General features: G+C 61.2%; 19 protein-coding genes and 1 pseudogene. 13 read left to right on the top strand and 7 right to left on the bottom strand.

Features of this window, described 5'->3' with window-relative positions; translation table 11 throughout:
- Positions 1-188: 188 nt before the first annotated feature.
- The 3 genes from QFZ30_RS10215 to QFZ30_RS10205 all read right to left on the bottom strand — a co-directional run bounded on the left by QFZ30_RS10215 (position 189) and on the right by QFZ30_RS10205 (position 2,240).
- On the bottom strand, positions 189-536 hold the full coding sequence (locus tag QFZ30_RS10215; RefSeq protein ID WP_307075849.1) for an SLAC1 family transporter: 348 nt from the start codon (positions 534-536) through the stop codon (positions 189-191).
- A 414-nt stretch (positions 537-950) separates the two neighbouring features.
- Positions 951-1,475 carry a PaaI family thioesterase gene (locus QFZ30_RS10210; protein WP_307075847.1) on the bottom strand — a complete coding sequence of 175 codons (525 nt, stop codon included), beginning with the start codon at positions 1,473-1,475 and terminating at the stop codon, positions 951-953.
- Between the two features lie 48 nt (positions 1,476-1,523).
- A complete protein-coding gene (locus tag QFZ30_RS10205) occupies positions 1,524-2,240 on the bottom strand; it encodes an SDR family oxidoreductase (RefSeq protein WP_307075845.1) in 717 nt (238 codons plus the stop codon).
- 126 nt (positions 2,241-2,366) lie between these two features.
- On the opposite strand from QFZ30_RS10205, the gene QFZ30_RS10200 reads away from it, so the two are divergent.
- The 5 genes from QFZ30_RS10200 to QFZ30_RS10180 all read left to right on the top strand — a co-directional run bounded on the left by QFZ30_RS10200 (position 2,367) and on the right by QFZ30_RS10180 (position 7,771).
- Positions 2,367-2,849, top strand: coding sequence for a winged helix-turn-helix transcriptional regulator (locus tag QFZ30_RS10200; RefSeq protein WP_307075843.1), 483 nt, complete (start codon positions 2,367-2,369; stop codon positions 2,847-2,849).
- An 841-nt stretch (positions 2,850-3,690) separates the two neighbouring features.
- Positions 3,691-4,512, top strand: coding sequence for an alpha/beta hydrolase (locus QFZ30_RS10195; protein ID WP_307080184.1), 822 nt, complete (start codon positions 3,691-3,693; stop codon positions 4,510-4,512).
- Between the two features lie 382 nt (positions 4,513-4,894).
- Positions 4,895-6,280, top strand: coding sequence for an MFS transporter (locus QFZ30_RS10190; RefSeq protein ID WP_307075841.1), 1,386 nt, complete (start codon positions 4,895-4,897; stop codon positions 6,278-6,280).
- A gap of 458 nt (positions 6,281-6,738) precedes the next feature.
- Positions 6,739-7,245, top strand: coding sequence for a GNAT family N-acetyltransferase (locus QFZ30_RS10185; RefSeq protein WP_307075839.1), 507 nt, complete (start codon positions 6,739-6,741; stop codon positions 7,243-7,245).
- Positions 7,246-7,300: 55 nt separating this feature from the next.
- Entirely contained in the window at positions 7,301-7,771 is a 471-nt protein-coding gene (locus QFZ30_RS10180; RefSeq protein WP_307075837.1) for a GNAT family N-acetyltransferase, read from the top strand.
- A 103-nt stretch (positions 7,772-7,874) separates the two neighbouring features.
- Here QFZ30_RS10180 and QFZ30_RS10175 read toward each other — a convergent pair whose 3' ends face one another.
- Genes QFZ30_RS10175 through QFZ30_RS10165 form a run of 3 tightly spaced genes read right to left on the bottom strand, consistent with a single transcriptional unit; the run spans position 7,875 to position 10,702 of the window.
- Positions 7,875-8,927 carry a TDT family transporter gene (locus QFZ30_RS10175; RefSeq protein WP_307075836.1) on the bottom strand — a complete coding sequence of 351 codons (1,053 nt, stop codon included), beginning with the start codon at positions 8,925-8,927 and terminating at the stop codon, positions 7,875-7,877.
- Positions 8,924-9,775, bottom strand: a complete 852-nt coding sequence (locus QFZ30_RS10170) for an MBL fold metallo-hydrolase (RefSeq protein WP_307075834.1) — start codon at positions 9,773-9,775, stop codon at positions 8,924-8,926. The genes QFZ30_RS10175 and QFZ30_RS10170 overlap by 4 nt, the downstream gene beginning before the upstream one ends.
- A 33-nt stretch (positions 9,776-9,808) precedes the next feature.
- Entirely contained in the window at positions 9,809-10,702 is an 894-nt protein-coding gene (locus tag QFZ30_RS10165; RefSeq protein WP_307075832.1) for an alpha/beta hydrolase, read from the bottom strand.
- 283 nt (positions 10,703-10,985) lie between these two features.
- On the opposite strand from QFZ30_RS10165, the gene QFZ30_RS10160 reads away from it, so the two are divergent.
- From QFZ30_RS10160 to QFZ30_RS10135, 6 genes are all read left to right on the top strand, one after another.
- Positions 10,986-12,155 (top strand): thiolase family protein, encoded by a 1,170-nt coding sequence (locus QFZ30_RS10160; RefSeq protein WP_307075831.1) that lies wholly within the window; start codon positions 10,986-10,988, stop codon positions 12,153-12,155.
- 216 nt (positions 12,156-12,371) lie between these two features.
- The gene (locus tag QFZ30_RS10155) at positions 12,372-13,094 is read left to right on the top strand and encodes a flavin reductase family protein (RefSeq protein WP_307075829.1); all 723 of its coding nucleotides are present in this window, start codon (positions 12,372-12,374) and stop codon (positions 13,092-13,094) included.
- Positions 13,095-14,309 carry an alpha/beta fold hydrolase gene (locus QFZ30_RS10150; RefSeq protein ID WP_307075827.1) on the top strand — a complete coding sequence of 405 codons (1,215 nt, stop codon included), beginning with the start codon at positions 13,095-13,097 and terminating at the stop codon, positions 14,307-14,309.
- Between the two features lie 55 nt (positions 14,310-14,364).
- Entirely contained in the window at positions 14,365-15,153 is a 789-nt protein-coding gene (locus tag QFZ30_RS10145; protein WP_307075826.1) for an enoyl-CoA hydratase/isomerase family protein, read from the top strand.
- Positions 15,154-15,209: 56 nt separating this feature from the next.
- Entirely contained in the window at positions 15,210-15,827 is a 618-nt protein-coding gene (locus tag QFZ30_RS10140; RefSeq protein WP_307075824.1) for a CGNR zinc finger domain-containing protein, read from the top strand.
- An 82-nt stretch (positions 15,828-15,909) separates the two neighbouring features.
- The gene (locus QFZ30_RS10135) at positions 15,910-16,791 is read left to right on the top strand and encodes a sulfurtransferase (protein ID WP_307075822.1); all 882 of its coding nucleotides are present in this window, start codon (positions 15,910-15,912) and stop codon (positions 16,789-16,791) included.
- A gap of 139 nt (positions 16,792-16,930) precedes the next feature.
- Here QFZ30_RS10135 and QFZ30_RS10130 read toward each other — a convergent pair.
- Positions 16,931-17,164: pseudogene (locus QFZ30_RS10130) on the bottom strand (IS110 family transposase); the annotation flags it as partial.
- Between the two features lie 348 nt (positions 17,165-17,512).
- Between QFZ30_RS10130 and QFZ30_RS10125 the strand changes: the two are divergent.
- Both QFZ30_RS10125 and QFZ30_RS10120 read left to right on the top strand, forming a co-directional pair.
- Positions 17,513-18,559 carry a LacI family DNA-binding transcriptional regulator gene (locus QFZ30_RS10125; protein WP_307075821.1) on the top strand — a complete coding sequence of 349 codons (1,047 nt, stop codon included), beginning with the start codon at positions 17,513-17,515 and terminating at the stop codon, positions 18,557-18,559.
- A 136-nt stretch (positions 18,560-18,695) separates the two neighbouring features.
- Positions 18,696-19,967 carry an ABC transporter substrate-binding protein gene (locus QFZ30_RS10120; RefSeq protein WP_307075819.1) on the top strand — a complete coding sequence of 424 codons (1,272 nt, stop codon included), beginning with the start codon at positions 18,696-18,698 and terminating at the stop codon, positions 19,965-19,967.
- The last annotated feature ends 4 nt before the right edge of the window (positions 19,968-19,971 follow it).

Genomic DNA, 19,971 nt, shown 5'->3' with positions numbered 1-19,971 from the left:
CGAGGCTAAGAATCGTCCAGGCGCAAATTCCCCTGCCGGGGAGGTCGGTTGTTGCAAGCCAGCGGATGGAATAGTTCGGCGTGCAGCAACGGGAAAGGTGAACACCCAAAACATTTGCGTGAAGGGAAGCTTGCGGTACTCGGGGAGGAGCATGAGCTGCATCAGCGCCATGATCAACAGCACGCCTGTTAGACAAAGCTGGATATGAGCCCCACGGGTTCTGGATGTGACAGCATCCAGGCAATGTTGGCCGTTGCGGGCGCGGCGAGATAGGCGGACAGTCCGGTTGTAGCGGCTGGTGACAATTCGCCGCCGGTCATCAGGCGGACGGTGACGATGGTTCCTATGACCAGCCAGAAGAACGCGCCAATGCCGAACGCGGCAATGGCTGCGTTATGGGCGTGGATGCTTGAGAAACCGATGCTGGCAACGAAGAATCCGGGCACGACGGGCAGAAGGTAGCCGGGGTGGATGGACTGCATTGATACCCCGCCGGTGACCCAGTGGGCGAGGAGCTTGCGCGGCGACGATGGCAAGGGCGGCAATGAAACCTATACACAGCCAGGCGCCCCCATGGCGGCAGATACTGGCTGTAGTGGGACGAAAGCAGGATCCCCACGAGCGGGATGAAGGAGGTGAAGGGCCACGGCGGGGTCACCCCGCCACTTCATCTCGCAGGTCGGCCCGGAATGCTCCTTTTCGGCGAAGGCCCCGAAATACGTAGATGCGGTCAGGATCAGCCACAGCGAGTTGGCTTCCCCGTAGAGGATTTCCTCCGGCCACATCGGGGACCCGAGAGAGCTCCTCGCGGCGGACCAGCCGCCGCCCAAGACTGGCAAGCCCCTAGGGAACGCCGAAGCGGCTCAACGCCGGCATTCCCAAAAGGAGGGCCGGGGGCAAGGCGCGATCCTGAGCGGCAGGCATCAGGGCAAGGGCGGTGCCGGTATCAGTCATGTTGTCAGAGCGCCCGGTTGGTGGGGGAAGATGAGCAGCGTGCTCGTGGCGGTGGCGAGGAGTTCTCCGTCGGCGGTGCTGAGGCGGCCTTCGGTGAAGATCACCCGCGAGCCGGTTTTTACGACTGACCCCTCTGCGCGCAGAGCACCCTTCTGGAGCGTGATGGGTCGCATGTACTTGACCGCCAGATCGATAGAGGTGTAGCCGATCCCTGCTTCCAAGGTACTGTGTGCTGCGCAGCCGAGGACTGTGTCGAGGAGCGTGCAGGCCAGGCCGCCGTGCACTATTCCGAGGGGGTTGTAGTGCGCTTCTCCCGGCCAGCACTGGAACTCGACGTGTCCGTACCTCGCATCGATGAGATCGAAATTCATGAGGGAAGCGATCGGCGGCGGCGCAATGCTGCCGTCGCGGAGGCCGGAAAAGTAGTCCAGACCCGACAGCCGGGGCAGCTGTTCGAGGGCGATTGCCGGATCAATCCAGGTGAATGTTTCCGAGCGTTGCGCCGAGGTGTTGGTTGTCACTGGTGTTGCCTCCTTAGGTTATCTGCAGGTCTTCAGTGTTTGTCGCGGTCAGACCGGGGTGTTGACGGCGAGGGCCGGGTAAAGATCCGAGATCGAGCCAGACAGGCCGAGCTTCACTCCGGCGCTGATTTCGTCCACGATGACCTCGTAATCCCCCTGCTCGAGCCCGTCGAACGACTTCCGCGCGACTTCCTCGGGGGAGGTCTTCGGGGCATTCACGCCCTTGGCCATGGCTGTATCCATGTAGCCGAGGTGAACACCAGTGACTTGCGTGCCTTGGGGGGCCAGTTCCACGCGGAAGGAATTGGTCGCCGACCACAGCGCGGCCTTTGATGCACTGTAGGCGCCGGTGAGTGCGATCCAGCTAAGCACCGAGTGAATGTTGAGGACCGCTGATGTCCCGCTGGCGGCGAGCACCGGCGCGAATGCCCTGGTCAAGGCGACCGGTCCGAAGAAGTTGGTCTCCATGACTTCACGGATCTTCTCGTCGGGGAGTGCCAAGAACGTGTCCGATTCGACGCCCATGCCGGCGTTATTGATAAGGACGGTGACGTCCCGGGCCAGGGTAACGGCGGCCCGGATCGAGTCAGGGCTGGTGACATCGAGGGCGAGGGGGACGACCCGGGAGTCGTTCCACTCTTGCGGGCGGCGGGCCGTCGCATACACCTTCGCGGCACCGCGGGCGAGGGCCTGTTCCACGAGCTCGCGGCCCAGTCCTCCATTCGCACCGGTAACAAGGACGACGGCGCCAGATAGCAGTGACATGGATTCTCCTGATCTCAGATAGGCGGTGACGCGGTTGTCGCGACCTCAGAACATTAGAGTAGTCGAGTGAGTTGGATTTTCCAACTGACTTGTATGCTTGAAGAAACTACCGAAAGCAGGTGAACGATGAACCGGCCGGCCCAGAAAGCAGTAGATGCGCCCAGGGCGTGTTTCATCGCGGCCGGCCTCGACGTGCTCGGAGAGCGGTGGGCGCTGCTGGCGCTTCGCGAGATGTCCTTGGGCGTTCACCGGTTCGATCAGATCGCGCTAAATACCGGCGCGTCCCGAGACATCCTGACGGGCAGACTACGCACGCTCGAAAGCCAAGGCGTGATCGAGCGCGTCCAGTACTCCGAGCGCCCCCCGCGCTACGAGTACCACCTCACAACTTCCGGGGCCGAAGTCGCGCCCATCCTCATTTCACTCGCAGCATGGAGCAGTACATGGATGCGCGACGAGACACCCCGTGCCTCTTACCGGCACAGTTGCGGGGCCGACCTGAAACCGGTGGTGTCGTGCGCGGAATGCGGTGAGGAGTTCACCCCAGGAAGTCTGATGTTCGGACCGCTTGTGTCAGCGGCCGGTTCGGACCCGGCGTCTGACCAGTAAGAACAAGAACCGGGCAGAGGACGACGGCGGTACCTCCCGCCATCGTCCGCCGGCCATCGTTGCGCCCGGCGTTCCGCCGGCCTGATTCCTTGGTGTCGTAGGGCGAATAGCCCCGGTGTGTATCTCTAGGCGATCTTCGGGTACAGGGCTTCTGCTTCCGGTTGGTTGCCGCCGGTTTGAAGAATTACCCGCCTGGCGCCAGCCGCGGCTGCCATCTGTTCCAGTCTGGCCACCAGCCGAGTCGCCGCACGAGGCCACGCGCTGCCGGGTCCACAATGACACGCCTGACTTCCTAGACGAAGTGCCCCACACCCTATGGTGTGCCAAGGGAGACGACGAGGACATTCGCGACCAAGGTCACCATGCCTTCTCCTGCTCTCGCCAGCGCCCGCTCGCGGCGGACCCTGCCCTGTCTGGAACTGTTCGGCGTCCCGCCTTTCCCACGACAGCCCTATGCCGGCCGCTACAGGTATGCGCCGCCCTGCGGCCTGGGCGACGGGCGCGCTGCAACATTTCGATACTTCGGTCTCGGCGTTTCGATCTGAGAGCCTTCCCAAGCCAACGAGGGAAACGAAGAATCGAACCTCATTCTGACCACGCCTGGCCTCCGACCCTGACGTCAGCTTGGGGTGTAGCCCAACGGACACGAAAAGAGATGCCGATTTCGTGAAGTCAGCTGCAGCGCACCGCTGGCAGGAGGGGAGCATATGAGAAGTCGTCAAGGAGCGGCATGAATTGATTCTCGGGGGTTGTGACGGTCGTCTCATTTTAGAGTAACCGTGAAACAGGCAAGCCATTGTTACCTCTGTTGCCTTCTGATAAGTTCGTCGCTGTGAAGACGATGATGTTTGGCACTGGTAACGATGTTCAACTCGAAATGCTTGCCGCGGTTCCTGCTGGTGCGGCCGGGCCCCGTCCTGCGCTGCTCTTTGTGCATGGGCTCGGCCATGACGCCGCCTGCTGGCACAACTGGATGCGCGCAGCTTCCGAGGATGGCAATGCGGCGTACGCGATCTCGCTCAGGGGTCACGGCGGGAGTGGAGGAAGCCTCCGTTCGGCGCGGCTGAAGGACTATGTTGAAGACGTCCTACGCGCGGTCGAGGCTGTTGATGCTGATGAGCTCGTCTTGGTTGGGCACTCACTTGGTGGCTTGATCGTGCAGCGGGTGTTGGCACTGCAGCCGGCGAAGGTGAGCGCGGGTGTGCTTGTTGGCTCCATCACTTCCGGTCCGGCCTTCGGGACGGTTGTTTCGGTGCTGAGAAACCTTCCCTGGCAGGCGATGCGGTTTCTCGCGGGTCGAAGCCTTCGGCTGCCGCCGGACATGCTGTTCGAGCGGATGGGCAACGAGGAGGCGGCGGAGATTTCTCGATCCCTTTGTGGCGGGTCACCCTGGGTCCAGTACCAGCTGCTTTTCCACCTCCCGTCGAGGGTGGAGTCTGAATATCCGCTTCTGTCCGTCTACAGCAAGCACGACCGAATGGTGCCCGTGCGGTCGGCGCGCGCAACCGCACGACGCTATGGCGCCGATGTGCGGGAGCTCGCCGGGATCGGGCATGACATGATGCTCGACGGCGGCTGGGAACAGCCCTGGAGCCTGATCAGTGACTGGTTGAAGGCGCTGCGGGTCAAGGCGATCTCCCATGAAGGGAGGCAAAGTGGTTGAGTGCCAAGACATCGGATGCGAGGCCTACAGAGGAGGAGCAATGTTGCGTGGCTGGCTGTACCTTCGACCGACCGTTAGTTAGTTGCATAAGGGATTCCGTAGTCGTGCGCGCACTATGTCTCATCTGGTAGCGGGGCCTAATTGGATACACCGAAAACCATTGCTTGAAAGAGCTGTATGGCCTAAGCTTCTTTCAATCGCAGAATTCCCATTGTGTCCCCGAACACACAGATCAAGGTTCGGTTGCCATGAGCAAGGCACAGGGGAACGACCTAGACGGCAACCGCTCATAGAAGACTGCGTGCCCACGATTCACGCGCACTACGAGCTTCGCATCAGCTCACGCACGCCAACGACGGCGTGCATTAGAAAGGCGAACAACATGGCAATTGCCAACGAGGCGTCAAAGACGACCGGCCTCCGGACCTCAGCTTCCTCCCGCTTGACCGTCCAGGAATTACTCAATCAGGCGCCGTTGGGCAACAGGCGACGCGTGATCATCCTCCTCGGATTCCTGACCATGACCCTGGAGGGAGTTGAAATCGGCTTATGGGGATTCATCTACCCTCAAATCGTCACCCAGTGGGGCACCTCGCTGGCAACGGTGACAACCATGGTCACGCTGGGAGTTGTGGGGCTCACGGTCGGTTCGATGGTTGCCGGCCCACTGTCTGACCAGATTGGCCGAAGGCTCCCGATTATCGTGGGCACCGCAGGATTTGGGCTCGCCACCTTAGGCGGGGCCCTGGCACCAAACGACCTGACGCTAGGAATCTTCCGGGTGGTGGCGTGCCTTTTCCTCGGAGCCGTGATGCCCCTGGTCATCACGCTCGTGGCCGAGTTCGCGCCTGAAAAGCGGAAGGCCGCCATTGTGGCCATCACGTTCACCGGTTTCCCACTAGGGACAGTCATCACCGGCTTCCTGGCATCCACCATTATTCCCACCCTGGGCTGGCAGTGGCTGCTCGGGACCGGAACACTTCTTGCCTTGATTCTTCTGCCCGCGCTGGTGTGGGGCCTGCCGGAATCCACCGTATTCATGATTCGACGGGGAGGCCGGGCAGAAAACGTGACGAAGGTGCTGAGCGCCATCATTCCCGCGTTCGAGATGAAGACGGTGGACCTGACAGGGGCACCCCCCACGGGCGGCGCCAAGCCGGTTGGCGGCGTCAGGGCGGTACTGTCCAAGAAACTTGTGGTTGTATCGCTGCTGATCTGGCTTTGCTACTTCATCTGCGCCGCAGTGGTCTATATGTTCCTGAACTACCTGCCGCTCATCGTCAAGCAACTTAATATCGACGCCGCAGGCACAGGCAATGTGGTGTCGATGTTCGGCCTCGGCGGTGTGATCGGAGCTTTGGCCATCGGTTTTGCCATGGAGAAGCTGGGCAAATATGTATCCCTCGGTGCGGCCTTCACGCTGGCCGCCGGAGCGGCCTGGATCCTTGCGTCCGTCAACCTGACCTTGCCCCTGCTGCTTGTTCTGGGCTTTACCATCGGCGTTGTGCTGGTGGGTGCCAACAGCGGCATGAACGCACTGAGCACATCGGTTTTCCCCACTGAAGCCCGCGCAACCGGTGTGTCATGGATGCACAGCTTCGGCAAGGCTGGTTCCATTGTCAGCGGTCTGCTGGGTGGCGTGATGCTGGGCGCAGGATGGGGCGTGGACCAGATCTTCTTCGCCCTGGCCATTCCGCTCCTGGCGGGAGCTGCGGCCGTTGGTGCGGTCAAGGCTATGACCACACGGCGTTCGCGCGCAGGCGCATAACGCAGATGCAGTTCCTCGACCCGACGTCGGCCGAATAGCGCCACAGGTGACCGTTCGCATGGTCACCTGACCGCAGGGATACAGAGTCCAGTCCGAGCCGCCTTGCTCCAGCTCCGTAGCAAGGCGGCTCGGACTGTTGGCGGAGGCAGCCCCTGCATCAAATGCCGCTTCCTGCAGATGGAGCCTGCACAAGCCGTGCAGGCGAGGAGACTCGGCCGAGCTGGGACCTGACGCTGGACAACAGCGGAGTCTCGATTCTGCTCTTACTGTTTACCTACTGGAGACTGATCGACGTCTCTGGGTAGTAGGACTGGCCTAGATGATCCTCACGCAGGGTGCCGCTGATGTGCTATGGCGGGATTACCGCAATGAAGTGCTGCACCAAGCAGACTCTAGCTATCCCGTCCAATGAGAAGCAACCCAATCCATGCCAGCGATAGACGTTAGTGTCTGTTGTCATGGAACTTCGCCGCCTCTCACTTCACGACGTGCATGAGGCAAAGCGAGCTCATGCAGAACTCGCACGTGAAGGCTTTGAATTTCTCCATGGCTATGAGCCCGACATGGACTGGGCCGATTTTCTGGACAGAACGGAACGTCTTCGTCAAGGCATCGGTCTGTCCGAGACATGGGTTCCGGAAACGTTTTTGGTCGCGGAGGTAGGAGGCCAGATAGTGGGTCGGGTCTCGATACGCCATCACCTCAATCCTTCACTGCGCTTGGTGGGTGGTCACATTGGATATTCAGTGCGTCCAAGATTCCGCAGGAACGGTTATGCAGGGCAAATTCTGGAGCTGGCACTGGTGGAAGCCCGGAACCTTGGGATCCGCAAGGCACTGCTCACCTGCAACGCCGACAACCTTGCATCCCGGCGCGTGATCGAAAGCCACCGCGGCGTTCCGGAAGTCTTCAACAGCCAGGACACAGTGACAACGTTCAAATTGAGGTACTGGATAACCTCCTGAAACCGCGCAAGCGATCGGCTTGCGCTCATTCGGTCATTGCGGCGATGCTCGAAACGTGGAGGACAAGATGATCGTTAGATCGGCCCAGCCCCAAGACGTTCCGAGGCTGGCCGCCTTGAAGGAATCCTGGGCCCAACTCTCCCGCCCGGTATCCGAATCCGAGCGGCGAGAGTTTGCTGAACATCTTGCTGCCTGGATGCGTTCACAAGGGCAGGCATTACTCTGCCATGTGGCCGATATCGGCGGTGAGCTCGTGGGCATGGCGTGGCTGGTGCTCTTCGAGCGGGTTCCCGATATTCACGATCGAATTCGCCTCGCAGGTGACATTCAGAGCGTGTACGTGCTTCCGCAACACCGAAAGCGCGGGATCGGCAGCGCGCTCGTTCGCTCATTGATCGACGCGGCTGACGAACGAGGGGTTCCGAGAGTGACTGTGAGCGCGAATGCAGCCGCCGCTGCGATCTATTCAGCAGAGGGCTTTGTGACTGCACCATACCTACTTGAACGTCCTCAAATGAGGCCCTGATGAAACCCCAATGTCTCCCCAGCAAGCCGGAACCGTTTCCCGCAACCCCAGCCCCCGACGTCGGGCATTGAGTTACGCGCATCCCCGCCGGAATATCCTGCGGTTAGGGGTGTGCGGAAGCGTCAGCGCGTCGGTTGGCCGGAGAGCGGTGGACGAGCGTCCGGATTCCGATGCCAAGGACAAAAGCCGTGGCAAGGCCTACGAGGGCCCAGGAGATCACTTCCGATCCGGCGACGCCGAGGGTTCCCAGCCATCTGACGCCGTAGTTCGCCGACGTTGACACCGGAAAGGTGAAGATCCAGAACGTCAGCGAAAATGGCAGTCCGGCGTACTGCGGAATCAGCACAACCTGCATCAGAATCATCATGAAGAGGATTCCCGTGAGACCCAACTGGATGATTCCGGAACCGTCCGGGCGGATGACTATCCACGCCACGCAAGCGGTGGCGGGGGCGGCCAGGTATCCGGCCAGGACGGGCTTCAAATCGTCCGGCATTTCAATCCCTGCCATGAAACGGACAGTCACCACCGTTCCGATCATCAGCCAGAAAAAACCACCGGTACCCCACGCCGCGACAGCCGCTTGGGGCCAAGCCATGGTGGAAAAACCGATGCTGGCTATGAAGGGACCCGCAGCAACCGGCAGCAGGTAACCAGGGTGAACCCAGTCCAACGTCACTCCGCCGGTCACCCAATGGACCAGTAGCCTGGCCCCGAGGAGCGTGAGGGCGATGATGAAGAACAGGCACAGCGCGGACCAGAACACCTTGTTGTATTCGATGTAGTGACTGCTCAGGAGGATGCCCACCAGGGGAATGAAGGACGCCGACGGGCCAGTTCCCGGGTGCCTCAGTTCTTTGTCGAAGTATCCCTTGGACCCGGCCCGGAAACTTTTCGCCAGATACCAGACGAGCAGGACGGACCATATGGCGGCACTGATCCCGTAGAAGACTTCCGCCGGCCATGCGGGAGCCTGAAGCGTGAGGCGGGCTGCCTGCCAGGCACCCCCCAACCCGGTGAAGCCCAGGGGAACGGCAAACAGGTTGAAGGGGTGCGTCGGAGGCTTGGGCGAAGGTTCAATGAGGAGATCGGGCTGGACGACTGCTTCCGAAGCCGGCGCAGCGGGCTCCATGGTGGGCGCCTGGCCGCTGGTCAACTGAGCAGTTTCAGGGCTGCACCCCACAACGCGCCGGGGTTTATCCGGTCAGGGTAAACCGCGAGCATTGCCGAGAAGAACTCCTCCGGCGTTGGTTCCTCGGCCAGGAGCTTTGATGCATCCAGAAGGTAGCCACGGGTCTCCTGGATCTGTCCGGGCAGATCGGGTAATGCGGGGTTCTTGTGTCCGGCCACCACAAAGCGGGGCTCAAGGCTTTCGGCGATATCCAGCGCCCGCAGCCACGATTCGATGCCACCGTCCTGTGATTCGGTCAGGTAGGGGTGGACCCCGTTATAGACGGCGTCCCCGGCTACCAGGAGCCCCATGGATGGAACGAACAGCATGGTGGTGTTGTCGGTGTCAGTATGGCCCACTTCAACAATCCGCAGTTCATGACCCTCAAGTTCAAAGGACCCAGTGTCAATTTGCTGGGTGACTGTGGTTGTGGGCGGAATCTGGTCCGGGAAAATCGAGTCCCAGAAAGAGGAGCGGAACCCAGGGGACCCGTGCGTCGCCATTTCCTGGAGCGTGCCCGGGGTTGCCAGTACTGTGACGCCCGGAAACCGCTCCACAAGCGGACCTGCGCCGAACCAGTGGTCACCGTGGCCGTGGGTGATGTAGATGTGGCTGAGTTTCTTCCCCGATGCCGCAATCCAGTCCCCGACCCTCTGTGTCTGTTCCACCGTCATGGGCGGGTCAACCAGTACTGCGTTCTCCTGTCCGGAGATCAGCGTGGATGACAGCGGGGACCAGATGCGCGGGTCCCCGTTCGGGAGTGTTCCTCTTCCTGTTTGAGGCAGGGTGCCGGAGACGAAGACGTCGTAAGTCAGCTCGTTTGTGGGTGCCATAGTATGTGTCACTTTCCCTGAAGTTCGTGGTGTTTAGAGATGCTGCAAAAACCAGCTGAGGGCGGCGGAACTTGAATCCTCAAAGTTCTCGACGTACGGCTCGAAGTGGCCCCCCGGAAGCATCACCAGGGATTTGGGCTCCTGGGCCTGTTCGTAGGCTTCCAGGGCCAGGTCCGTGCCGGTCAGTTCATCGTCAGCGGCCACGATGAAAAGCAGCGGCTTCGGCGACACCCTTGAGGCCCAGACCCCGGGCTCGTAGAGGCGTGCTGCCCGGGTGGACTGCAACGTGACGGTGTTGTCCCAGCCAAATTCTTCCGGGCCGGGTTGCGTGTAGAAGCGGACGGCGGAGGGCACCCGGTATGCGGCTGGCTGACTTGGATCACTGCTCACCACTGCGATCATCCTGGGTGCCTTACCAGCGGCCTGGTCCCTTTCGTCGTCAACGAAGGACTGTTCCAGCGCCGTCTTGGCATCGCCTATCGCGCGCCGGGAACCGGCCACATGGCCGTTGATGGCGGGTACCTGGGAGACCACTGCCTTGAGCCGCTGTTCCGTGGCTCCAAGAACCAGGGCGTGCCCGCCGGAGTAGCTGGACCCCCACAGGCCTATGCGGGAGGCGTCTACCTCGGGCCTGCCCTCAAGATAGGTCACCGCCCGCCGCCAGTCCTTGATCTGCTGCCAGGGATTGATGTCGTGGCGGAGTTCCCCCTCGCTGGCGCCGAAATTCCGGTGATCGTGGACCAGAACCACAAATCCGTTGTCGGCAAAGCGGGAGGCATATGCGGCGAGTCCGTGGGCGCGTGTGCCCGCATAGCCGTGGGCCATGGTGATGGCGGGATGAGGCCCTGGCCCCTCCGGGATGTAGAGCCAAGCGCGGAGCCTGATGCCCCCCTCGGCCGTAAATTCAACATCCAGTCGTTCTGCCATGAGTCTCTCTTTTCTCTCCAGCGCTCGTGGCCGGGTAGGTGTCAAACCGCGGGAGCCACGCCGCGCGCCGCGGGGAATCTTGGAACGAATCAGTTGCGTGGTGGTTGAAGGGCCTGAGCCCCGGTTTCAGCGGGAAGCTTCAGCCTTACGGGTGCATGATGTGAAATAAGCGTACAGCTTTAGACTATGTCCTGCAACGATTTTTAGGCGTATGCTCCTTTCACGGCCCCAAGCCGACCCCATTCCCAGATTTCTTCACCTATGCACGGCGAAAGGCAAAACGATGGCAGGCAGTTTCATCTATGACGGGATCCGCACCCCCTTCGGAAAATTCGCGAAGTCATTGGCGGGCATCCGCCCCGACGATCTGGCCTCCCATGTCATCCGGGAGGTAGTCGAAAGGCAGCCGGGGCTGGAAGCGCACAGGATTGATGAGGTGATTCTGGGCAACGCCAACGGTGCGGGAGAAGATAACCGCAATGTGGCGCGAATGTCTGCACTGCTCGCCGGCCTTCCGACGTCGGTGCCTGGCGTTACGGTCAATCGGCTGTGCGGTTCAGGCCTCGAGGCTGCCATCCAGGCCAGCCGAGCGGTGGAAATCGGCGATGCCGACCTGGTTGTCGCCGGGGGCGTCGAATCCATGAGCAGGGCGCCCTGGATCCTCGCAAAACCCGAACGGGCCTTTCCTGCCGGCCCGGAAACTCTCCACAGTTCAACGCTGGGCTGGCGAATGGTCAACCCCAGGATGAACCAGGCCTGGACCATCTCCAATGGCGAAACGGCAGAAAACCTCGCCGACAAGTTCGACATCTCAAGGACAGAGCAAGACCAGTTTGCCGTTCGCAGCCACCGGCTGGCCGCGAAGGCCTGGTCCGAAGGCATCTACGACGACGAGGTGGTGCCCCATCCGGTTTCACAGCTCCTCAACGACGAGGGTGTCCGGCCCACCACCTCGGGGGAGGCCTTGGCCGGTCTCGCTCCGGCATTCCGTGACGGCGGTTCAGTCACTGCAGGCAATTCATCTCCGCTCAATGACGGGGCAGCAGCCATGCTTATCGGCCGGGAGGGCGCCCTGGAAACGGAACCCCTGGCACGCATCGTTTCACGCGGGGTGGCCGGCAATGATCCAGACATCTTCGGCATTGCGCCCGTGGAGGCCGCCAACCAGGCCCTGGCCCGGGCAGGGAAGACCTGGGCCGACGTCGATGTTGTGGAGCTCAATGAAGCCTTCGCGGCCCAAAGCCTGGCATGCCTGCGGCTGTGGCCTGACCTGGATCCGGAGAAGGTGAACATTCACGGTGGCGCGCTGGCCGTGGGACACCCGCTGGGCGCGTCCGGCTCCCGCGTCCTGATCCACCTGGCACGGGAACTGAAGCGCCGTGGGGGAGGGGTTGGAGTTGCCGCCATTTGCATCGGGGTGGGGCAGGGCCTCGCCGTTGTGCTGGAGCGCTAGTTGCCGTCCCTGCTCCGGGGCGTGACCCCACCTTGAGCCATTTTCGAATTCTGTATCTATGCTCTTGAATGACATAGGTAAACTAGGTACGCTTACTTCAGCTGATTCTACAAAGCTCCAACACTTCCACCACCGCGGGTCGCGCCGATGCAGCCCCAGGTCGCGTTTCCTCTAGAAACGCCCCCACACACCGACAGGGAAAGATACAGGCCCTCCATGATCATCAACAGCGCGGATCTCGACGCCGCAGACTCCTACAAACTCCTCATTGGAAGCATCATTCCGCGGGCGATCGCTTGGGTGAGCACCATCTCTGAAGAGGGTGTCGCCAATCTTGCACCTATCTCCTTCTTCACGGCGGTGGGACGAAAGCCGCCCATGGTGTCCATCTCGCTGCAGCCGCGCTCAGACGGCAGGACCCTTAAGGACACGTTCGTCAACATCCGCGAAACGGGTAACTTTGTAGTCAACGTGGCCACGCTTCCGCAGGCTCACGCCCTGCACTCCTCCGCCTTCGAATTTCCCTCGGGAATCGACGAGTTTGAGGCGGTGGGGCTCGAAAAAGAGGCTTCGCAGGCCGTGACAGCACCCAGGATCAAAGACGCCCCTATCGCGATGGAATGCATCGTTAACCGCATCATTCCCGTGGGCGACATGAACGACCATGTCGTCTGGGGCGAAGTGGTCCGCTTCCACGTCAAGGACGAGCTGTACCTGGAGCGGGGCCGGATTGACACTGCGGCGGTCACGGCTGTGGGCCGGCTGGCGGCTGAATACACCCTGGTTGAAAACGTGTTCACCACACCCCTTGAGGACGACCTTCTGAAGTCCAAACACAAGCAGCGCATGGCACGCCTGGACGGTCAGCCGGATGACTGGTCGCCCATTAACACAGCAGCCTGGTCGCCGTCGGGGTCCACCCTCACCAAGGAGCAGTAAGTGACTACTGTAATGGAGCAGTTGCAGGAGCAGGATCCCTCCCTGACAACCACTGGCAGCGGCGATGTGGCCGTGCTTTTCATCCACGGTTTCTTGGACGATCAGAGTGTCTGGGACGACGTCGTCTCCGAACTCGCCACCGCGGACGCCCAACTGCTGAGGCTGGACCTGGCAGGGATGGGGGACCGGAGCGGGGATGAGGGCCCCTACAGTCTGCAGCGGTATGCCGACGACGTCGCTCGCGTTGTGGCTGGGCTGGACAAGCCCGTAGTACTCGTCGCGCAAAGCATGGGAACGCTCGTGGCCGAGCTCGTGGGTGTCCGCCACCCGGACAAGGTGCTGGGCGCAGTATTCGTTACGCCCGTGCCCTTGGCAGGGACGCACCTTCCCGAGGAAGCTGTCAGCTCCTTCCGGCAGCTCGGTGGGGACGTAGAAGCACAGCGCGGGGTTCGGATGTACCTGGGCGGCGGGCTGAACGAATTCGGGCTGGACAAGCTCACCTATATAGGCAGCCGCATCCGCCCGGAAGTGGTGACCCACCTCGTTGACTGCTGGAACGAGGGGATCCCGGACGCCCCTCAGAAGAGTGAATTTAGCTCACCTGTATTGATAATCCGCGGTGAAGCCGACGGTTTCGCCACCGCTGAACTGGTGTCTTCAGCGGTCGCCCCACGATTCCAGCACGTGAAGGAGGAAGTACTCAGCGGGGCGGGCCACTGGCCTCACGTCCAGCAGCCCCAGAACGTCGCCGGACTCATCGGCCGGTTCCTCCTAGAAATTTCTGAAGGATCTGCCACTGCACCCGGCGGAGCCGGCGCTCAAGGCTGGATCAACGCCTTTGCCAGCAAGTCCGCGGACGACTTTGGCGAGGCCTTCCACCGCGACGTTGTCCTTGAGGCGTCTGTCATCCGGTCTCCGATCACCGGCCGGGAGAACGTCAAAACGGTGATGAGTGCAGCCAGCTCCATCTACGAGTCCCTCGAGTTTACGCAGCAAACCGTTAACGGTCCGCGCACCTATCTTGAGTGGCAGGCGACGGCGTTCGGCGGACTCAGGCTCTACGGAGTCACCATCCTCACCAAGGACGAGAACGGTCAGATAGTCTCAGCCGCCATCCACCACCGCCCGCTTGACGCAGTGCTCCGCTTCTCGGCTGAACTCAGTAAGCGGATCGGGAAGGCAGTGGGTGAATCCCGTTTCTACTCCGCCGACTGAATCCTGCGGCACTCAGCCGGTTCCAACTACTTCCTCAACGAAAGGGCCTAAGCCAATGACCCACCTTACGTTCACTGTCCAGGATCAGATTGCCACCATCGTCCTGGACAATCCGCCCCAGAACCGAATCGACCTTCAGATGGCGGATGAGCTTTCCGAAGCTGTAACTGCCATCGGTAGCAGTGACGCCCGTGTGGTCATCATTCGGTCTGAAGGTGCGGACTTCAGCTTCGGAGGTGACATCATGACGTGGCCGGGCGCCGAAACGCGGGAACTGCGTGCCTTGTTTGAGCGCTACATGTCAGTCTTCAACCAGCTTGAATTGCTGCCGATGCCGGTCATTGCCGAAGTTCAGGGTCTTTGCTTCGGAGGTGGATTTGAACTCGCTCTCCGTGCCGACCTCATCTTCGCCGCAGAGTCAGCGGAGTTCGGGCATCCGGAGCAAACTCTTGGCATCGTTACTCTCCTGGGCGGCATCTACCGGGTGGCAGAAAGGGCAGGCAAGGCCCGGGCAGCAGAATGGGCCATGACCTCGGAAAAAGTGCCGGCGTCGGAAATGAGCCGCGCCGGCGTAGTGAACCGCGTCGTTTCCGAGGACAAGCTCCGGGAGGAAGTCTTGGCTTTTGCGCAGCGAATCGCTACCGGTGCCACGCGGGCACACGCTGCGCACAAGGCACTGCTGAGGACCTGGTCACTGGGCGGTGTCGCTGCGGCAGACCAGGCGATGTTTGATATCGCCATGCCCTTGTTTGAACGCGAAGACACCCAAGTGGGGCTGAACTCGGCAGTGGAAGCCCTTAAAGCGGGAAGGCCACGCCCCGTGTTGGAATTTCAAGGCCGGTGATCGCACTTAACATAGTGGATGACCAAGTGCCCTGGAAGTCGGCGAAAGAGGATGCAGTGAGCGACTGGAACGCGACGCAGCGCTATGACATGGAAAGTGCTCCTGGAGGGCTCGGTTTTGTGCATGACCTGCTCAACACGAAATCCGCTGGAAAGCCGCGAAGGTCCGACTTATTTCTTGACCTTGGGCTCGCCCAGGGCTGGGTGGATGCTGGGCTGAAACAGTGGGCACAGGCCACCGGCCGGCGCTATGTCGAAGTCAAACTTACGGAACGCGACCTGGAACATCTGCGGTACTTTCGTGATGAACTTGCAGGCACGCTCAACGCCGAAGGGGACCCCGCCGCCGTCGTCAGTTCCGACGTCGACGCCCTGCCCACAGTCTGGACAACCGCCACGTCCCTGAAGCTCAAATCCAATGGAATGGTCCAGGCAGAACCGCAGGGAGCGGGAGCCGGGCATATTGAATCCCTGGCCATGACAGAGATTTTCCAGGCCCAACTCGCAGGAACCTGGCACCGGCTCAAACTATGCCGCAGCGAAAAATGCAGGGTTGCGTTCTTTGACCGTTCACGCAACAACAGCGGCGTTTGGCATGATGTGAAAATCTGCGGCAACCCGGCAAATCTTCGAGCGCACCGGGCGCGAAAACATGAATCAAAGCTCGTGAATTGACCTCATTCCTGTTCATGGATGAACAAGTTGGCAGGTGGAGGTCTTTTCGCTGACGGGCTATCGATCCCATCAAAGGACCTCAATGCAAGCTTTACCTCCAGGCAATTCTGACCGAATCGCAGAGTACGCACATCCCGACAGGGTGGTCACGGCCGAATGGCTGGTGCGGCACATGGCCGACGACAGGCTGGTCATCGTGGAGTCTGACGAGGATCCGCTGCTGTATGAAGTGGGCCATATACCGTCGGCCGTGAAAATCGATTGGCATACAGACCTGAATGACCAGGTGATGCGCGACTATTTGACGGGCCAGGAATTTGCCGATCTTATGACGTCCCGCGGTATTTCACGGGACAGCACCGTTGTCATTTATGGTGACAAGCACAACTGGTGGGCCGCCTATACGCTCTGGGTATTCAGTCTCTTTGGCCATCCTGACGTCCGCTTGCTCGACGGCGGGCGTGAAAAGTGGATCACCGAAGGACGTCCTCTCGGGACCGCGCCCGCGCCCGCTCGGACCGCAACGCCGTATCCGGTGGTCACGCGCGACGACGCGTCCATCCGGGCGTTTAAGAATGACGTCCAGGAACACATCGGGCTACCCCTGATAGACATCCGCAGCCCTGAGGAATACACGGGTGAGCGCACGTCAATTCCCGATTACCCGCAGGAGGGCGTCCTTCGCGGCGGGCATATCCCGGGGGCGCGCAATGTCCCGTGGGCGCGGGCTGTTTCCGACAACGGGACGTTCCGGCCCCGAAGGGAACTCGAGGAGATCTACTTCAACGAAGTAGGCCTGCTAGCCGACGATGAAGTCATCACCTACTGCCGCATTGGCGAGCGTTCAAGCCACTCGTGGTTCGCTCTGACTTTCCTGCTCGGCATGGACAGCGTGAGAAACTACGACGGCTCATGGACCGAATGGGGCAACGCTGTACGGGCTCCCATAGCAGTAGGTAATTGAAGTTCCTGTTTGGGCGAGTAGTTCGGCTACCGTCTCCGGAGCCATAGATGGCCGGTCTACACCGCACCTCCAGCCTCGGCGCCGTAACTGACTAAGTAGCCTGGTGCCAGTCGTTCATGATCCGAATCTTCTATACCTGGATAGGGTTCACGCCGGCGATGGTGGCGAACACGGCCTCGGAACGAACCCGGCCTAGATGCGACCAGGCCGTGTAGACCACGGCGGCGGTGACGGGGCCGCCGATGCCGGTCTCCTCCAATAGGGGAGCCGCGGGGCTTGCCTCGAGGAGTTCGGTGGTGCGGGTGTTGTTGTCCTTGAGCTCGGCATCGAGCACGGTGATGCGCTTAGCGAAGCGGACTGCCTCTGTCCGGGCGGTGGCGGATTTATGCTCTCCGGCCAGCGGCTGTTCCGGTAGTAGCCAAGCAGTGAGGCTTTGGCGGACTGTGCTGCGAGCAGCACAGTCCGGCCCGGCAGGTGGGATCGATGCTCAACGGCTGCCTCATACGCTGCTTTGGGAGCTCGATCGCCTCGAACCCGATACCGCCGACTCCTCAACTGGAGGACTTCTGCGGAACGTTTCCTTCTTCAGCGGCTTCGAGAAGACGTCCGTTTGAAAACGCCTCATAACCCCCCGCTACTCACGTTGTACCGGATCACTTCCCACGTTGTACCCTAAGGACAGGCCCGTATATTCAGGCCATGAGGCGGGGGAAGGAGTGGCGTGTCTGTCACGATCCGGGATGTTGCACGAGTCAGTGGTTTTTCCATTAAGACGGTGTCCAATGTGATCAATGGGCATCCGCAGCTGAGGCCGGAGACCCGGAAGCGTGTTGAGGACGCAATTGAGCAGCTGGGTTACCGCCCAAACCTGTCGGCGCGGAATCTGAGGTCCGGGCGTTCGGGCGTCATCGGCCTGATCATTCCTGACCTCACCACTGCCTACTTTGCCGAACTCGCCGATGCGGTGATGCGCGCCGCCGCAGAACGGGGGCTCGCGGTGCTCATTGAGCCGATCGGCAGCGGCCGCGAAAACGAACTGGCCGCCCTTCGTGGCCAACACCGGCACATGGTGGACGGCGTCATCTACAGTTCCCTGACGCTGGGTGCCTCGGACGCCGAACTCCTGAAGGGTGTTGACACGCCGCTGGTCGTCCTTGGCGACACGTCCTTCGACGGCCAGGTGGACCGCATCACCATGGCAAACACATCAGGCGCCCGCGCCGCAACGGAACATTTGCTCGCAGCAGGCCGTCGCCGTGTCCTGGCCTTGGCTGCCCATGAGGGTGATATCGTCGCTTCCGCTGAACTCCGCCTGGCCGGATACCGGGAGGCCCTCGAGGCCGCCGGACTGTCCTTTGACCCGAATCTGGTGTGCTATGCCGACTCCTGGCATCGGCGCGGCGGAGCGGCGGCAATGACGAAGCTCCTCAAGGACGGCCTGTCGTTCAACGCGGTCTTCGCGTTCAACGACACCCTGGCCCTTGGTGCGATGCGTGTTCTGCAGGAGGCCGGCGTGCGTATCCCGGAGGATGTAGCGATCGTCGGGTTCGATGACCTGGATGAAACGCGGTACTCCCTGCCGGCGCTTTCGACCGTGAACCCCCGCAGGGACAAGATCGCCAAGGCTGCAGTGGAGACGCTGCTTCGCCGCATTGAAGGCGGTGCTGAACTGGACGCGCGGGAGATAGAGACAGACTTCCTGCTCCAGGTCCGCGAGTCCTCCGGAGGGGCCCTGAAAGGCGTATCTGGCGCCAACAGCGCTGCCTGAAAGAAATTTTCCGGGAAGCTCTTGACCGTCAGCGAATGACATCGCATGCTTGATACAACGTTTACGTACAACGTTTACCTAAACGGACATACCAGCTTCAGGGACACGGAAGTCCCACTTCTCTGGAAGGGCCGACATGAACAGGTCGCTCACAATTCTCACCGCGGTTGCGGCCGCATCGCTGGCCCTCACCTCCTGCTCCGGCACAGGTGCGGGCCAGGCAAACAAGGAAGGCTCCAAGGCGGAGCTGACATTCTGGCACGGCTATACCGAGGCCGACGGCAAAGTCCTGAACAAGATCGTGGAGGACTTCAACGCCTCCCAGGGCGATGTCAGCATCAAGGTCCAGACCAACCCTTGGTCGGTCATTGATGACACGCTCCTTCCGGCGTTGTCCTCCGGGAACGGGCCCGACATCGTGGCCATGCCGGCGGAGCGGCTTCCCGTATACGCGGACAAGGGCGCTTTTGTTGAACTCGACGATTTTTACAAGGATCCGGCCAGCAACCTGGACAAGCTGATCCCGGCGGCCGCCGACATGGAAACAGTCAACGGCCACAAGTATGGCGTCCCGTCCGGATTCGTGCCACTGGCCATGTTCTACAACAAGGCCCTGTTCGCCAAGGCCGGCATGACCGCCCCTCCCGCCACCTGGGAGGAATGGATTGCAGCGGCCAAAAAGCTCACCGTTGACGAAAACAACGACGGCACTCCGGAGCAGTTCGGCCTTGGCCTTCCTGATCACGCCACGGTCGCCAACGGCGTCTGGCCCTCACTCTTCTACGGCAACGGCGGAGACATCGTCAGGGATGGGAAGGCTGTGGTGGATTCGCCGGAGAATGCCGAGACCCTGCAGACCTGGGTTGAGGCCATCCGCAACGACAAGATTTCCCCGTCCGGCCTTGATGGCATAGCCGGTGACAAGCTGTTCAGCAGCGGGAAGGCCGCTATGTACCTGGGCGGACCGTGGATGTCCTCCATCGCCGCGGAAAGCAAGATCGACTACGGTATCGCGGCTGTTCCGGCAGGTCCGGAGGCCCAGGCTGCATCCGCCATCGGCATCTCCATGGGCATTACCTCACAGAAGGATGAAGCCAAAACCGCTGCTGCCCAAAAGTTCTTTACCTACTTCCTTCAGAAGGAGACGGCCACTGCCTGGTCCCTCGGGTCCGGGTGGCCCCCGCTGCGGTCCGACATCCCCGCCGCCGACGTTGCAGCGAACCCCGTGGTTGAAGCCCTGACCAAGCAGTCCGAGTTCGGCCGGCCCCTGCTGCCAGGTGTCGTGAACAGCACCGACGTCCTGACCGCCGTCGACAAGCTCACCCAGCGTGCGGTGGCCGGAGAAAACATCCAGGACCTGCTGCGCGAGACGCAGACCTCCGTTCAAAAGATCCTCGATACCAAATAACTGA

The organism is Arthrobacter pascens (genome assembly GCF_030815585.1).
Lineage (GTDB): Bacteria > Actinomycetota > Actinomycetes > Actinomycetales > Micrococcaceae > Arthrobacter > Arthrobacter pascens_A.
This window is presented reverse-complemented; position numbering and strand designations above follow the sequence as displayed.